The organism is Streptomyces sp. NEAU-sy36, from assembly GCF_013423905.1.
Lineage (GTDB): Bacteria > Actinomycetota > Actinomycetes > Streptomycetales > Streptomycetaceae > Streptomyces > Streptomyces misionensis.
Window position 1 is genome coordinate 886,495 of sequence record NZ_CP058977.1, and the last position, 14,827, is coordinate 901,321.

13 protein-coding genes and 1 tRNA gene are annotated in these 14,827 nt (G+C 73.2%); 5 read left to right on the forward strand and 9 right to left on the reverse strand.

The genetic code is table 11. The features are described from left to right. Positions 1-93: 93 nt before the first annotated feature. From HZZ00_RS03995 to HZZ00_RS04005, 3 genes are all read left to right on the forward strand, one after another. On the forward strand, positions 94-1,383 hold the full coding sequence (locus HZZ00_RS03995) for a peptidoglycan-binding protein (RefSeq protein WP_180330902.1): 1,290 nt from the start codon (positions 94-96) through the stop codon (positions 1,381-1,383). A gap of 66 nt (positions 1,384-1,449) precedes the next feature. Beyond that, positions 1,450-2,580: an SPFH domain-containing protein gene (locus HZZ00_RS04000; protein ID WP_180330903.1), complete on the forward strand. Its 1,131-nt coding sequence runs from the start codon at positions 1,450-1,452 to the stop codon at positions 2,578-2,580. Positions 2,581-2,703: 123 nt separating this feature from the next. Continuing rightward, positions 2,704-3,309, forward strand: coding sequence for a lytic polysaccharide monooxygenase (locus HZZ00_RS04005; protein ID WP_070027357.1), 606 nt, complete (start codon positions 2,704-2,706; stop codon positions 3,307-3,309). Positions 3,310-3,353: 44 nt separating this feature from the next. Here the strand turns inward: HZZ00_RS04005 and HZZ00_RS04010 are convergent. The 8 genes from HZZ00_RS04010 to HZZ00_RS04045 all read right to left on the reverse strand — a co-directional run bounded on the left by HZZ00_RS04010 (position 3,354) and on the right by HZZ00_RS04045 (position 10,195). Continuing rightward, positions 3,354-3,427 (reverse strand) — tRNA-Lys (locus HZZ00_RS04010). Between the two features lie 87 nt (positions 3,428-3,514). Beyond that, positions 3,515-4,273, reverse strand: coding sequence for an IclR family transcriptional regulator (locus tag HZZ00_RS04015; protein ID WP_180330904.1), 759 nt, complete (start codon positions 4,271-4,273; stop codon positions 3,515-3,517). A 214-nt stretch (positions 4,274-4,487) separates the two neighbouring features. Then, positions 4,488-5,270, reverse strand: a complete 783-nt coding sequence (gene ehuA / locus HZZ00_RS04020; RefSeq protein ID WP_180330905.1) for an ectoine/hydroxyectoine ABC transporter ATP-binding protein EhuA — start codon at positions 5,268-5,270, stop codon at positions 4,488-4,490. Beyond that, positions 5,260-5,910, reverse strand: coding sequence for an ectoine/hydroxyectoine ABC transporter permease subunit EhuD (gene ehuD, locus HZZ00_RS04025; RefSeq protein ID WP_180330906.1), 651 nt, complete (start codon positions 5,908-5,910; stop codon positions 5,260-5,262). Before ehuD ends, ehuA begins: the two co-directional genes overlap by 11 nt. After that, positions 5,907-6,626, reverse strand: a complete 720-nt coding sequence (gene ehuC, locus HZZ00_RS04030) for an ectoine/hydroxyectoine ABC transporter permease subunit EhuC (RefSeq protein WP_180330907.1) — start codon at positions 6,624-6,626, stop codon at positions 5,907-5,909. The genes ehuD and ehuC overlap by 4 nt, the downstream gene beginning before the upstream one ends. Beyond that, positions 6,623-7,537, reverse strand: coding sequence for an ectoine/hydroxyectoine ABC transporter substrate-binding protein EhuB (ehuB, locus tag HZZ00_RS04035; RefSeq protein WP_180330908.1), 915 nt, complete (start codon positions 7,535-7,537; stop codon positions 6,623-6,625). Before ehuB ends, ehuC begins: the two co-directional genes overlap by 4 nt. A 285-nt stretch (positions 7,538-7,822) precedes the next feature. Further along, entirely contained in the window at positions 7,823-9,229 is a 1,407-nt protein-coding gene (locus HZZ00_RS04040; RefSeq protein WP_180330909.1) for an amidase, read from the reverse strand. A 15-nt stretch (positions 9,230-9,244) separates the two neighbouring features. Further along, positions 9,245-10,195, reverse strand: coding sequence for a D-2-hydroxyacid dehydrogenase (locus HZZ00_RS04045; protein WP_180330910.1), 951 nt, complete (start codon positions 10,193-10,195; stop codon positions 9,245-9,247). A gap of 584 nt (positions 10,196-10,779) precedes the next feature. Between HZZ00_RS04045 and HZZ00_RS04050 the strand changes: the two genes are divergently transcribed. Further along, positions 10,780-11,508, forward strand: coding sequence for an aspartate/glutamate racemase family protein (locus HZZ00_RS04050; RefSeq protein ID WP_180330911.1), 729 nt, complete (start codon positions 10,780-10,782; stop codon positions 11,506-11,508). Positions 11,509-11,605: 97 nt separating this feature from the next. Then, positions 11,606-12,703: an LLM class flavin-dependent oxidoreductase gene (locus HZZ00_RS04055; protein WP_180330912.1), complete on the forward strand. Its 1,098-nt coding sequence runs from the start codon at positions 11,606-11,608 to the stop codon at positions 12,701-12,703. Between the two features lie 6 nt (positions 12,704-12,709). Here HZZ00_RS04055 and HZZ00_RS04060 read toward each other — a convergent pair whose 3' ends face one another. Further along, positions 12,710-14,515 (reverse strand): bifunctional diguanylate cyclase/phosphodiesterase, encoded by a 1,806-nt coding sequence (locus HZZ00_RS04060; RefSeq protein ID WP_180330913.1) that lies wholly within the window; start codon positions 14,513-14,515, stop codon positions 12,710-12,712. Positions 14,516-14,827: the final 312 nt, after the last annotated feature.

The window sequence follows — 14,827 nt, forward strand, 5'->3', positions numbered from 1 at the left end:
CGGACCGTCAAAGTGCGCGCCGTGGCCAGAGTTGGAAAACTGATCAACGTGCACACAAGCGGACGAAAACACCATGAATGTGAGGCAGATCGCATGGCCGCTCCGGCGTTCGAGGAGTTCGAACCCGCGCGTGACTGCGGTTGTCCCGGCTGTGTCCACCGGCGGCGCACCCCCCGCCGCCCGCTGTCCGGCCGGATCGGCCACCGTCCCGCGGCCCGCGGCATGGTCCTCGTCGCCGCCGTGTCCGCCGCGCTCGGCGCGACGCCCCCGGCGATCGCTCTCACCGCCGGCCACGGACCGCACCGCCAGGCCGTCCCCGGCGACGGCGAGCCCGACACCCCCCAGGGCACCGAGTCCCCGCTGCACGGCCCGGCCGGCAGACCGGCCGCGCCCGGAGGCGTCGGCACCCCGCAGACCACCCGGGACGCCATCATCAAGCGGGCCAGGTCGTGGGTGACCGCCAAGGTGCCGTACAGCATGAGCCGCTACTGGACCGACGGCTACCGGCAGGACTGCTCCGGCTATGTCTCCATGGCCTGGGGGCTGAACAGCAACCAGTGGACCGGCAGCCTCGCCAAGTACGGCGTGAGGATCAAGAAGTCCCAGCTCCAGCCCGGCGACATCCTGCTCCACCACAACACGGCCGACCCCCAGCAGGGCTCCCACGTGGTGATCTTCGGCGGCTGGACGGACTACACGCACACCTACTACAAGGTCTACGAGCAGACGCCCCCGCACACCCGCTCCCAGACCACGCCGTACCCCTACTGGAACCACACCGGCGGGTACGTGCCGTACCGCTACAAGGGCCTGACCGACGGCAGTCCCGGCCCCGAGGCGGCGGACGGCAAGGTCGCGGACCTCTTCCCGGGCGCCGCGTCCTTCGGGCCCGGCGCGCACAACGCCCACGTCACCCAGCTGGGGCAGATGCTGGTGGCCCGGGGCGCGGGACCGTACTACCCGAAGGGCCCGGGGCCGGTCTGGAGCGAGGGGGACCGGCGGGCCACCGAGGCGTTCCAGCGGGCCCAGGGCTGGACCGACGAGGAGGCCGACGGGCTGCCGGGCCCGCGCACCTGGGCGCTGCTCGTCTCCGGCGGGGGCCGGGACATCGCCCCGGACGAGGACGGCCCCGCCTCGCACGGGGTGCCGGGCTACCCCGGCAAGGCGTACTTCCGCCCGGGGCAGAGCAACGACCACATCACCCGGCTCGGGGCCCAGTTGGTGACCAAGGGGTTCGGCCGGTTCTACGACACCGGGCCCGGCCCGCGGTGGGGCGAGGCGGACCGGCGGGCGGTGGCCGCCTTCCAGCGTTCCCAGGGCTGGCGGGGCGGCGCGGCCGACGGCAGTCCGGGCCCGGAGACCTGGCGCCGCCTGTTCGCGTGACTCCCCGGTGTCGCCCCCCTGTTCACCCATTTCATGACGCATCTGGCGCGGAGGCTGGAGGCACGCATGAGTACGACCACCTCGCACACACCGTCCGGATCCGAGGGGCGACCGCAGGACGCCACGGCCACCGGCACCCGCCCGGCCCGGCTGATCCGGAACGAGTCCACCACCGAGATTCCGGTCCATCTGCTCTTCCGCGACGATCCCGGCCCGGACGGGACGCCGCCGCGGCCCGCCGTCGTGGGGCGCCGCCAGGGCACGGGCGAGCTGCCGCGCGCGAGCCGTCCGGCCGAGCGGCGGCCCCCGCTGCCCCGGGTCGACCCGGAGCTGCGCGAGCGCCCGGCACGGGTGCTGCCCGGGGCGGCCGGGGTGCTCGCCGGGGCCTGCGGGGTCACCGGCGCGCTGGCCGCGTCCTGGTGGGCCGGGGTGCTGCCGCCGCTCGCCGTGCAGGCGCTGCGGCTGCCGGCGCCCGCGGACCCGGGCCTCGGACCGGCGCAGTGGGCGGCGTACGCCGGGGCCGGGCTGCTCGGCGCGGCCGGTTTCGGCGGGCTGGCCCGGGGCCGCACCGGCCGGGCCTGGGTGGTGGGCCTGTTCGGCCGGTACCGGGGCACCGTCCGGCGCACCGGGCTGCTCTGGGTCAACCCGCTGCTGCGCCGCAGGCGGGTGGATGTGCGGCTGCGGCACTGGCGCAGCGAGGCGATGCCCGCGGCGGACCCGGGCGGGCTGGCGGTGCGGGTGGTGGTGCTGGTGGTGTGGCGGGTGCGGGACACCGCGCGGGCGGTGCTCGGCCTGGAGGACCACGAGCGGTACCTGCGCGAGTGTGTGGAGGCGGCGCTGGCCCGGGTGCCGGTGGAGCCGGCGGTCGGCAGCCGGGGCGGCCCCGCGGTGGCCGGGGAGGCGCTGACCCGGCTGGTGGTGGCGGAGACCGCGCCGGCCGGTCTGGAGGTGTTCTCCGTGCGGCCGCTGCGGGCGGAGTACGCCCCCGAGATCGCGGACGCGATGCAGCGCCGCCGGATCGCCGCGCTGGAGGCCCGGCAGCGGGCCAGCATGCTCAGCTCGGTCGTGGACTCCGTGGAGGACACGGTGACCCGGCTGACCACGCGCGGGCTGGTCGAGCTGGACGACTCCGAGCGCAAGGTGCTGGTGCGGGATCTGACGGTGGCGTTCTGCGCGGGCCGCGGGGAGCGGGCGTAGCCGGTCCGTTCGCTTCTGCCACTGGTATGGACATGCTCAAGTGCCGCCCATAATCTGTGAGTTGGTCTAGACCTACCCTCTGCACGGCTCACCGAACTCCCCACGTTCTCCAGGAGCGGCAGTATGCGCACCAAGACGAAGATGTCCGCGGTCGTGCTCGGAGTGGTGACCGCCGGAGCGTTCGCGCTCTCCACCGGCGGCGCCAGCGGGCACGGCTACACCGACCTCCCCGTCAGCAGGCAGAAGCTCTGCGCCGACGGCACGGTCAAGGGCTGCGGCGACATCCAGTACGAGCCGCAGAGCGTCGAGGGCCCCAAGGGCTTCCCGGCCGCCGGGCCCGCCGACGGCCAGCTCTGCAACGGCGGGGTGGACCGCTTCACCCAGCTCAGCTCACCGACCGCCCCGTCCGGCGCGGCCTGGCCCACCACCAAGGTGACCGGCGGGCAGTCGTACACCTTCCGCTGGCAGTTCACCGCCCGGCACGCCACGACGGACTTCAAGTACTACGTCACCAAGCCGGGCTGGAACCAGAACCACCCGCTGTCCCGGTCGGACCTCAACCTCACGCCGTTCCTGACGGTGCCCTACAACGGTCAGCAGCCGCCGGCGACGCTCAGCCACAGCGGCACCCTGCCCACGGGCCTGTCCGGACACCACGTGATCCTCGCGGTGTGGACGATCGCCGACACGGGCAACGCGTTCTACGCGTGCTCGGACGTCACGTTCTAGGCATGCGGAAGGCCCCTCACCGAGGTGAGGGGCCCTTTCCACTGTGCGCCGCCAGGGACTCGAACCCCGGACCCGCTGATTAAGAGTCAGCTGCTCTAACCAACTGAGCTAGCGGCGCGTGACTCTCGCCTTCCGCTTTCCGCGGCCGGCGACGAAGAAAATACTACCTGGTCCCCGGGAGTGCTCGTGACCACCCGGGGTGTCGTCAGAGGGCCAGCGACAGCAGCACCGGTGCGGCGTTCCGGTTGAGCGCGTCCGCGGCCCGCTTCAGCCGGTGCGCGTGCTCCACCGGGAGCGACAGCGCCAGGCAGCCCACCGAGGCGCCCGCGGTGATCGGTACGGCCGCGCAGACCGTGCCCACCGCGTACTCCTGGAGGTCCAGCACCGGCACCGTGGGCGGCTGGGACTCCAGGCGGGACAGCAGCAGCTTGTCGCTGGTGATGGTGCGCGAGGTGAGCCGGGCCATCTTGTGCCGGGCCAGGTGGTCGCGGCGGGCGTTGTGGTCCAGCTGGGTGAGCAGGCTCTTGCCGACCGCCGTGGCATGGGCGGAGACGCGGAAGTCCACCCACTCGTTGACCGCGGGCATGCCGGGTCCGGCGGCGTACTGGGTGACCTTCACCTCGCCGTCGACGTAGCGGCTGATGTAGACGGCCGCGCCGACCGAGTCGCGCAGCCGGTCCAGGGTGCGCTGGAGCTTGTCGGCGAGGGCCCGCTCGCGGTCCTCGGCCGAGGTGAGACGGCGCAGGGTGTCACCGGTGACGTACGCGCCGCCGCCGACCTGCTCGACGTAGCCCTCCCGGCGCAGCATCCGCAGCAGCGGGGCGAGCCGCTCGGGACCGAGGCCGGTGAGCCGGGTCAGCTCGGTCTCGGTGACCCCGGTGGCGGTGCGCGCCACGGTCTCCAGCACGCGCAGCGCGTCCTGGACCGAGTGGTACGGGGCGGTCGGCTCGTGCATCAGCGCCACGGTGTTCCCCCCTGCGCTCGCTTACTGGGCCGTGGATCTCCGGACGGTGCGGCGCTTCCACGATAACGGGCAAACGGCCGCCGGGGAGAGGGCGTTGACAAGTTTCCGATCCGCCCCTCCCGCTCCCGGCGGCGGCCCGAACTGCGGCGACGACCCATTGGCATATGCCAGGGTCATGCCCCAATGGCTGGACCTCGGCCGTTGCCCGCAGCCCTCACAGCACCGCGCTCAGGAACTCCCGGGTGCGCTCCTGCTCCGGCTCGGAGAAGATCTTCTCCGGCGGCCCCGACTCGATCACCCGGCCGCCGTCGAACATCAGTACCTGATCGGAGATGTCCCGGGCGAAGCCCATCTCGTGCGTCACGCACAGCATGGTGATGTCGGTGCTGCGCGCGATGTCCCGCAGCAGATCGAGCACCCCGGCGACCAGCTCCGGGTCGAGCGCGGAGGTCACCTCGTCCAGCAGCAGCACCCGCGGCCGCATCGCCAGCGCCCGCGCGATCGCCACCCGCTGCTGCTGCCCGCCGGACAGCTGGGCCGGGCGCGCACCGCACTTGTCGGCGAGGCCCACCAGCTCCAGCAGCTCCCGGGCCCGCTCCTCCGCCTCGTCCCTGGACAGGCCGAGGACCCGCACCGGCGCCTCGGTCAGATTGCGCAGCACCGTCATGTTCGGGAACAGGTTGAAGTGCTGGAACACCATCCCGATCTTCTTGCGGACCTCCCGGACCCGCTTCTCCGGCGCCGGGAACAGCTTCTCGCCGTCGACGGTGATGGTCCCCTCGTCCGGCTTGGTCAGGGTCATCAGGAGTCTGAGGATCGTGGTCTTGCCGGAGCCGGACGGCCCGATCAGGGTCACGTGCCTGCCGGGCTGGACGGCGAAGTCCAGGTGGTCGAGCACGGTGTTCGCGCCGAAGCGCTTGGTGACCTGCTCCAGGCGGATCAGATCGGCCGGCTGGGCCGCGGTGACGGACGGCTCGGTACGGGTCTCAACGGACAAGGCGTCGCTCCAGGGCTCGCAGGAGAAGGGAGGCCAGGTAGGAGATGAGGACGAAGGCCACGCCGATCACGGTGAGCGGCTCGGTGAACTGGAAGCGCTGCTGGGAGAAGAGCCGGGCCTGGCCCAGCATCTCCAGCACGGTGATCACCATCAGCATCGGTGTGTCCTTGAGCATGGAGATCACGTAGTTGCCCAGCGCCGGCACCACCCGGCGGATCGCCTGCGGCAGGATCACCGCGGTCCAGGTCCGCCGCCGCGGCAGGTTCAGCGCGGTCGCCGCCTCCCACTGGCCGACGGGCACCGCCTCGATGCCGGCCCGGTAGACCTGCATGGTGTACGTCGAGTAGTGCAGGCCGATCGCGAAGACGCCGGTGGTCAGCGCGGAGAACGTCAGCCCCCACTCCGGCAGCACGTAGAAGAGGAAGAACAGCTGCACCAGCAGCGGGGTGTTGCGCACGAACTCCGTGACCACCCCGACCGGCCAGCGCACCCAGCGGGTCGGCGTCCGCATCAGCAGCGTCCACACCAGGCCGAGGGTGAAGGACAGCAGCGAACCCAGCGCCAGCGCCTGGAGGGTGACCAGCAGGCCGTCCCGGAAGTGCGGCATGAAGTCGCTCACCGCGTGCCAGTCCCACGTCATGCGACACCACCGCCCACCCCGGTCGTCCGCGCCCGCTTCGGCTCACGCGCCGCCCGCTCCGTGCCGGCGTCCTTGCCGATCCCGGCCTTCAGCCGCTTCTCCAGGCCGCGCATCAGCCGGGTCAGCACGAAGGCGATCACGAAGTAGATGACCAGCACGTACGTGTAGATCTCCGCGCTCTGCTGGAGCGCGAGCCGCACCAGGTTGGCGCTGAACGTCAGATCGCCCATGCCCATGACCGACACCAGCGCGGTGCCCTTGAGCAGCTCGATCAGCAGATTGCAGAAGGGGGGGATCATCTCCGGCACCGCCTGCGGCAGCACGATCAGCCGCATCCGCTGCGCCGGAGTGAAGCTCAGCGCGATCCCGCCCTCGCGCTGCGCCGGGTCCACCGCGTTCAGCGCTCCGCGCACGATCTCCGAGCCGTAGGCGCCGTACGTCAGTCCCAGCGCCAGCGTGCCCGCCCACATCGGCACCAGCTGCCAGCCGAAGGCGATCGGCAGCACGAAGAACACCCAGAAGATCATCACCAGCGCCGAGGTGCCGCGGAAGACCTCGGTGTAGACGCCGGCCGTGAAGCGCACGATCCACAACCGGTGGGTGCGCGCCATGCCGACCACGAAGGACACCGCGGCGGCCAGCAGCGCGCTGAACACCAGCAGCTGGACGGTGGTCCAGACGCCCTTGAGCACCAGTTCCCAGAGCCCCGAGGTCATTGCCCGCACAGCTCCTTCGCCGTCAGGTCCGTCATCTCGGCCTTGCCGAAACCGAACGGCCGCAGGATGCGGAACAGCTCCCCGGTCCGCTTCAGCTCGCGCAGCTCGGCGTTGAAGGCGTCCCGCAGCCGCGTCTCGGTCGGCCGGAACGCGAACGCCCCGCCGTCCACATGCGGCTTGCCCCCGACCAGCGGCGCGAACGGCGCGGTGGCCTCCGCCCTGGCCGACTTCCGCACGACCTCGCGGGTGGTGAGCGCCGTACCCGCGAACACGTCCACACGGCCCGCCTCGACCGCGTTCAACCCGGCCACCTGGTCCGGCACGATCAGGATGTCGCTCTGCCTGTAGCCCGCCTCGACGGCGTACTGGATCTCGGCGTACCCGGTCCCGGTCGCGAACTTCGCCTTCTTCGCGACGACGTCCGCGTAGGAGTGCAACCCCTTCGGGTTCCCCTTGCGGACGATGAACGAATCCAGCATCTGGTAATCCGGGTCCGCGAAGATCACCTGCTTGCAGCGGTCGGCGTTGACGTACATGCCGGCCGCGACCACGTCGAACTGCTGCGAGTTCAGGCCGGGGACGAGCGAGCCGAACTCGGTCGGCACCGGCTGCACCCGGTCCACCCCGAGCCGCTTGAAGACCACCTTCGCCAGCTCGGGCGCCTCACCGGTGAGACGGCCGTCCTTGTCGATGTACCCGAAGGGGATCTCCCCGGCGATCCCGAGGCGTACGACGCCCTGCGCGCGGAGCCGGTCGAGCAGGTCGCCGCCGTTCCCGCCGGCGGCCGCCACCCGCGTGCAGCCCGCGGCGCCCAGCGCCCCGAGCGCCGCGAACCCGCGGAGCAACGTCCGCCGGCCGGGTCTGTGCTGCGGCCGGAAAGTGTGTATGCCGTTCCCATGTGGTGCAGCCATGGCGGCGCGGCTACCCAAGCGAATCCGGGGTATGCACCCCGGTTTTACGGCCGGACGGAGCGTCACCGTCCCGTCCGGGCGACGGCATCCGCGGTGCCGCACACGGAAGTTGACCGGTCGTGCGCCCCTGACCTGCGCGGCGTTCTCCGGCGAGGGCCGCCACGCCGGACCCCCGCGCGCCGGGACCCACACCCGTTCCCGCCCCGGCCTCCACAGAACCCCCACCGGAGGACCCGACGGTCACCCGGCCCCCCCGGAGACCTCTGCCGCTCCCTCCCGGCCGGCTCAGTTCCCGGCGGGCGTGACCACCGGGCAGCACGCGACCCCGGCCTCGTACAGCGCGTGCGCGGCCCGCAGCACGAGGTCGTCGCGGTGGCGGGCGGCGACGAGCTGGAGGCCGACGGGCAGGCCGTCCCCGTCCGTGCCGACCGGCACCGACGCGGCCGGCTGCTGGGTGAGGTTGAAGGGGTAGGTGAACGGCGTCCAGCCGGTCCAGCGCCGGTGGGCCGAACCCCTCGGCACCTCCGCACCCGCCTCGAACGCCGTCAGCGGCAGCGTCGGCGTCACCAGCAGGTCGTACCGCTCGTGGAACCGCCCCATCCGCCGGCCCAGATCCATCCGGGCGTCCACCGCCGCCAGATAGTCCAGCGCGCTCAGCCGCGCCCCCCGCGCACAGACCTCCGCCAGCCCCGGGTCGAGGAGCTTGCGCAGGTGCGGGGAGAGCAGCTGGGCGATCCGGGCCGCGCCGCTGGACCACAGGGCCTCGAACGCCTCCACCGGATCGCTGAAGTCGGGGTCCGCCTCCTCGACGTACGCGCCGAGGTCCGCGAGCCGCGCCACCGCCCGCCGTACCGCCGCCGCGACCGCCGGTGCCACCGCCACCTGCCCGCCGAACGACGGCGAGTACGCCACCCGCAGCCCCCGCACACCCCCGGCCAGCGCGTGGGTGAAGGAGCCCGGTGCGGGCGGCAGCGCCGACCAGTCGCGGGCGTCCGGCCCGGCGACGACGTCGAGCAGCAGCGCCGCGTCGGCCGCGTCCCGGGTCATCGGCCCGACGTGGGCCAGCGTGCCGAACGGGCTGGCCGGATACAGCGGCACCCTGCCGTACGTCGGCTTCAGCCCGAAGATCCCGCAGAACGCGGCCGGGATCCGGATGCTGCCCCCGCCGTCCGTGCCCAGCGACAGCGGGCCCGCGCCGAGCGCCACCGCAGCCGCGCTGCCGCCGCTGGAGCCGCCCGTGGTGCGCGAGGTGTCGTACGGATTGCGGGTGACACCGGTCAGCGGCGAGTCGGTGACCCCCTTCCAGCCGAACTCGGGTGTCGTCGTCTTGCCGAGGAACACCGCGCCGTGCTCCCGCAGCCGGGCCACCGAGGGCGCGTCCTCCGCCCAGGCACCACGCTCGGACAGGGTCCGCGAGCCGCGCAGCGTGGGGTGGCCGCGCAGCAGCAGCAGGTCCTTCACGCTCACCGGCACCCCGTCCAGCAGCCCCGCCGGCTCCCCGCGCCGCCAGCGCCCGGCCGACTCCCGCGCCCGCGCCAGCGCGTCCCGCTCGGTCAGCCGGACGAACGCGTTCACCCGCGACTGGGTGCGCCGGGCCAGCGCCAGTGCCTGCTCGGTCGCCTCCACCGGAGTGAACTCGCCCGTGCGGTAGCCGTCCAGGAGCCGGCGGGCGGTGAGGTCGGTGAGCTGCATGCACCCTCCAGGAGGTCAGTGGCCGGGCACGTATCCACGCGTCTTGTCGACCACGTTCACCAGTGATCTGCCCGCGGCCCACCGCTCGAACAACTCCACGAACTGCCGCCCCAGTTCGTCGCGCCAGCCGACCGTGTCCCCGCTCATGTGCGGGGAGACGATCAGCCCCGGAAGCTCCCACAGCGGGCTGTCCGCGGGCAGCGGCTCGGCGGCGAACACGTCCAGGGCGGCACCCGCGATCCAGCGCCGGGTCAGGGCCCGCGCGAGCGCCTCCTCGTCGACCAGCTGCCCGCGCCCGACGTTGACGAAGAACGCCGAGGGCTGCATCACGCCGAACCGGTGCGCGTCGAACATGCGGTACGTGGCCTCCGTCAGCGGCGCCGCCGCGATCACCCAGTCCGCGCGGGAGATCAGCCGGTCCAGGTCGGCCGGCCCGTACACACCGGTCCGCGGCACCCGCCCGACGAGTGCCGTCGTCACCCCCAGCGCCTTCAGCATCCGGACGATCGCCCGGCCGATGGGACCCGAACCGACCACACAGGCACGGGTACCCGCCACCCGCCGGCTCTCCCGGTGCCGCCACACCCGCTCCCGCTGCTGCTCCAGGGTGCGCGGCAGCTCCTTGGCCACGGCCAGCACCAGGGCCGCCACGTACTCGGCGATCGGCTGGTCGAAGACGCCGCGGGCGTTGGTGACCACCGTCTGCGACGCGGCCAGCTCCGGGCACATCAGATGGTCCACGCCCGCGCTCGCCGTGTGCACCCAGCGCGGCCGGGGCCCCGGGCCCGGCCACGCCTCGCGCACCGCGGTCGAGGTGAAGTCCCAGACCAGCAGCACGTCCGCCGTGGGCAGCCGCTCGGCCAGGTGCGCCGCGTCCGTACTCACGACCCGGGCGCGCCCGGTCAGCCGGCCGAGCCGGGGCGGCGGCTCGGCGTCCAGCACGAGCAGGGTGGGGACGGTCGTCATGGGCGCGGCTCCCGTCGTCCGAGGGGGTGCCTGCCCAGGCGTCCGGGAGGTGCCGCCGCGAACGCCTGAGATGCACGGATCGTCCACGCTCGCACCCCGGCCCACCGTCGTCAACACGGGCGTTCCCGCCATCCGTTGTCCCCGCCCTCCCCGTCCTTCTCTTCCTTCGAGGGTGCGGCCGGTGCCTGCGACGGACGCCCCCCTCCCCGGCGGCCCCGCCGGGGGGCACGGCGGCGCGCGCCCTGACCGCCGTGGCCCCGGAGCGATCGCCCGCGCCCCGGGCGGCCTCCTCGGCGGGACCGCGGGCGAGCGGGCGAGGCGCGCGGCCATGATCCGGGTCCGCGCCCGGCCCGCGTCACCACCTCCGGCGCCCCGGGCGCAGCACCGCAGCGGCCGGGCACCGAGCGCCTCGCCCCGGTCACGCCCCGCACGGCCCGCGTGCCGTCCGCTCTCGGCCAACCAGGTCGCGATGTGGGCTGCGCCGCGGAGGCTGGGTACCCGAGCCGTGGAACCGTACCGGGCGCCGCGCACGAGGGTGCCCGGACACGGGCCGTACCGCACGACCGGACGCAGGAAGGCTGGACATGACCGCACTCGGATTCCTCTACCCGGGTCACTTCGCCGAGGACGACTATCCGCGCATCGAGCAGCTCCTGGGCAGCGACATCCGGGTGGACCTGGTCCACACCGACATCGGCGAGGGCGCGCAGCGGGTGGCCGCGCTGCGCGAGATGGGCTCCGCCGAGCGGCTGCGCGAGGGCATGGAGCGGCTGCGGCTGGCCGGTGCGGAGACGGTGGTGTGGGCGTGCACCAGCGGCGGCTTCGTGCACGGCTGGCAGGGCGCCCAGGACCAGGTGCGCACGCTGGCCCGGCTGGCCGGGATGCCGGCCTCCTCGACGTCCTTCGGCTTCGTGCACGCGGCCCGTGAGCTGGGGGTGCGGCGGGTCGCCGTGGGCGCCACCTACCCGCAGGACGTCACCGCGCTGTTCGCCGAGTTCCTGCGGGCGGCCGGCCTGGAGGTGGCCGCCGTGCACTCCTCGGGGGTCGTCGCCGCCGAGGCGGCCCGCTGGGGCGAGGACGACGTACTGGCGCTCGCGCGGGCCGCGGACGACCCCGGTGCGGACGCGGTGCTGCTGCCGGACACCGCCCTGCACACGGCCGCCTGCCTCGGCCTGCTGGAGAAGTCCCTGTCCAAGCCGGTGCTCACCGCCAACCAGGTCACGGTGTGGGAGGGACTGCGGCTCGCCGACCGGCGGGTTAACGCGCCGGAGCTGGGGACGCTGTTCACCCGGGAACCGCTGGTCCAGGTCTGAGGACCGGGACCGGGCGGCCGGCGGCGGAATATCCGGGGGGCCGCCCCCGGTTACCACTGACCGGCACAGCTCACGCCGCGAACAGGAGGCCCTCACCGTGTCGGCAGACGAGGCAGACGAGATCCGGGGAACGACGCACGGCACCGCGCCCGTCCCTCTCTCCGTGCTGGACCTGGTGACCGTCGGCGCGGGCCGCACCGCCACCGATGCCCTGCGCACCAGCGTCGAGCTGTCCCGGCTCACCGAGGCCCGCGGGTTCCACCGTTACTGGGTCGCCGAGCACCACTCCATGCCGGGCGTCGCCTCATCCTCGCCGGCCGTGATCCTCGCCCACCTCGCCGCCCACACCGACCGCATCCGGCTCGGCTCGGGCGGCGTCATGCTGCCCAACCACGCCCCCCTGGTGATCGCCGAGCAGTTCGGCACGCTGGAGGCGATGGCGCCGGGACGGGTCGACCTCGGGCTCGGCCGGGCCCCCGGCACCGACGGCGCCACGGCCGCGGCCCTGCGCCGCACCGACACCCTGAACGAGGGCGCCGACGACTTCCCGCAGCAGCTCGCCGAGCTGACCCGCTTCCTCGACGACGACTTCCCCGACGGCCACCCCTACCGGCGCATCCACGCCATCCCGGGCCCGGTCCAGGGGAGCACCCCGGGCGGGGTCCAGTCCCCGCACCGCCCGCCGATCTGGCTGCTGGGCTCCTCCGGGTTCTCCGCCCAGCTGGCCGGCATGCTCGGCCTGCCGTTCGCCTTCGCGCACCACTTCTCGGCGCAGAACACCATCCCCGCGCTCGACCTGTACCGCCAGACCTTCCGGCCCTCCGAGGTGCTGGCCGAGCCGTACGCCCTGATCGGCGTCTCCGCGCTGGCCACCGACGAGGAGGGCGAGGCGCGCCGCCAGACCCGCGCGATGGGCCTGAACATGCTCCGGCTGCGCACCGGCCGCCCCGGTCTGTTCCCCGACCCCGCGGAGGCCGAGCGGCAGGAACTCGGCCCGATGGAGGAGGAGTTCATCGACTCCTGGTCGTCCAACGTGGTGTACGGCACCGCCGACGAGGTGCGGACCGGCCTCGACGAGCTGCAAAAGCGCACCGGGGCCGACGAGCTGATGCTCACCACCCACGCCCACCGCGGCGAACTGCGCGTCCGCTCCTACGAGTTGATTGCCGACGCCTATGGGCTGCCCACCGCTTAGGGCCGGTCACGGCTTTCCCGCCGCGTAACTGCGGGCGCCCAGCAGCTCGGAGATGCGGTCCGGCGGCACCGGGCGGGAGTACAGCCAGCCCTGCCCGGTGTCGCAGCCGATCCGCCGCAGCCGGCTCGCCTGCGCCGCGGTCTCCACGCACTCGGCGGTGACCGTCAGCCCGAGCCGGTGGGCCAGCTGGATCATCGCCTCCACGATCACCTCGTCGGCGGGGTTCGGCGGCACCCCCTTGGGCGCCTCCTCGTACTGGAAGCCGCGGACGAAGGAACCGTCCAGCTTCAGCGCGGAGACCGGCAGCCGGCTGAGGTAGGCGAGGTTGGAGTAGCCGGTGCCGAAGTCGTCGATGGCGATGCGCACCCCCATGTCGCTCAGGGCCTGCAACGCCTGGAGCGGGCGGCCCGCCGAGCCCATCACCGCGGACTCGGTCAGTTCCAGCTGCAACAGGTGCGGGGCCAGCCCGGTCTCCGCGAGGGTCTGCGCCACATCGGCCACCAGATCGGAGTCCCACACCTGGCGCACGGCCACGTTCACGCTGACGAAGATCGGCGGCTCGCCGGGGTGGTCCAGCTGCCAGCGGCGGGCCTGCCGGCAGGCGGTGACCAGCGCCCAGCGGCCGAGCTGCACGATCGAACCGTCCTCCTCGGCCAGCCCGATGAACCGATTCGGCGTCAGCGTGCCGAACTGCGGATGGTGCCAGCGCACCAGCGCCTCGACCCCGGACAGCCGGCCGTCCTCCATGCCCACCAGCGGCTGGTAGTCCAGCACGAACTCGCCGCGCTCGATGGCGGGGCGCAGGGTGGAGGAGAGGGCCTGGCGGGTCATCCGGTGCGCGTTGCGCTCGGGGTCGAACAGGGTCCAGCGCGCCTTGCCGTCGGCCTTCGCCCAATAGAGCGTCGTGTCGGCCGCCTGCATCAGACCGGTCGCGGTGGTCCCCGCCGCATGGCGTTCCACCACACCGATGGAGGCCGTCAGCGACAGCCGCTGCCCGGCCAGGTCGAAGGGCTCCTCAAGGGACTTGAGCGCCGACTCGGCGAGGTCGGCGAGCTGTTCGGTGCCGGTGGAGTCCTCCACCAGCAGCGCGAACTCGTCGCCGCCGAGCCGGGCCACCAGCGGGGTGGCGGCGCGGGCGTACCCGGCCGCGTCGGCGACCGCGGTCAGCCGCTCGGCGACGGCCGCGAGCAGCCGGTCGCCGACCCGGTGGCCGAGGGTGTCGTTGACGGCCTTGAACCCGTCCAGGTCCAGGTAGCACAGTCCGATCCGGCCGGTTCCGCCGCGCTCGTACGACTCCGCCTCCAGCGCGGCCGACAACCGCTCGAAGAACAGGGTGCGGTTGGGCAGCCGGGTCACCGGGTCGTGCATCTGCAAGTGCCGCAACCGCGCCTGGAGTTCGCGCCGGGCGCTGATGTCGGCGACGGACAGCAGCACGCCCGCCTCGCCGTCGGTCAGCGGGGCGACGGTGAGCTGCACCCATACCGAGTTGCCCCCGGGGTGCTTCAGCCGGCGGGTGCAGCGCAGCCGGGCCTGCCGGCCGCTCAGCACCTCGCGGTAGGCGTGCCAGGAGCGGACGTCGGCGGTCAGGTCCACCAGGTCGGCGGCGGCCCGGCCGGCGAGGGAGGCGTGGTCGAGGCCGAGGAGTTCACCGAAGGCGGGGTTGGCGCGGACGACGATTCCCGCGTGGTCCACGACGGCCATGGCGAGCGGGGCCGCCCCGAAGACACGGTCGTAGGTGGTGTGATCACTGTCTGTGACGGCTGACCGGTCGAGGTCTGCCGCGGGCGTCGGCCCTTCGGACGTTCCGCTCACCGCTCGCTCCCGCAGTGCACTCGATCTCTGTCCGTGCCGGAAAGTGTGCCGATCATAGAGGCTGGCCCCGGGCCCTTCCAGCCACCGTCCAGTCTCCCGGACCGGTGGGACTTTCTGACAGATCGTTTCTGCCCGCACCTGGACGGGTTATTGAGACCGTCGACCAGTTGTGACGTTCCGTGAGTGATGCGGTGATGTCGTGCGCCGTCGTGCGCCTGGCGCCCGAATGGGGAGTGCTCACTCTTCCGGTGCAGACAAACAGGGCATGGAGTGGCGAAACACAGCAATCTGGGTGCGGGTCCGTCGAACCGC

What these genes read in the sequence shown, in the direction of transcription:
- HZZ00_RS03995 (WP_180330902.1), top strand. Translation starts at nt 94, where the DNA reads ATGGCCGCTCCGGCGTTCGAGGAGTTCGAACCCGCGCGTGACTGCGGT.
- HZZ00_RS04000 (WP_180330903.1), top strand. Translation starts at nt 1,450, where the DNA reads ATGAGTACGACCACCTCGCACACACCGTCCGGATCCGAGGGGCGACCG.
- HZZ00_RS04005 (WP_070027357.1), top strand. Translation starts at nt 2,704, where the DNA reads ATGCGCACCAAGACGAAGATGTCCGCGGTCGTGCTCGGAGTGGTGACC.
- ehuD (WP_180330906.1), bottom strand. Translation starts at nt 5,910, where the DNA reads ATGACGTGGGACTGGCACGCGGTGAGCGACTTCATGCCGCACTTCCGG.
- ehuC (WP_180330907.1), bottom strand. Translation starts at nt 6,626, where the DNA reads ATGACCTCGGGGCTCTGGGAACTGGTGCTCAAGGGCGTCTGGACCACC.
- ehuB (WP_180330908.1), bottom strand. Translation starts at nt 7,537, where the DNA reads ATGGCTGCACCACATGGGAACGGCATACACACTTTCCGGCCGCAGCAC.
- HZZ00_RS04040 (WP_180330909.1), bottom strand. Translation starts at nt 9,229, where the DNA reads ATGCAGCTCACCGACCTCACCGCCCGCCGGCTCCTGGACGGCTACCGC.
- HZZ00_RS04045 (WP_180330910.1), bottom strand. Translation starts at nt 10,195, where the DNA reads ATGACGACCGTCCCCACCCTGCTCGTGCTGGACGCCGAGCCGCCGCCC.
- HZZ00_RS04050 (WP_180330911.1), top strand. Translation starts at nt 10,780, where the DNA reads ATGACCGCACTCGGATTCCTCTACCCGGGTCACTTCGCCGAGGACGAC.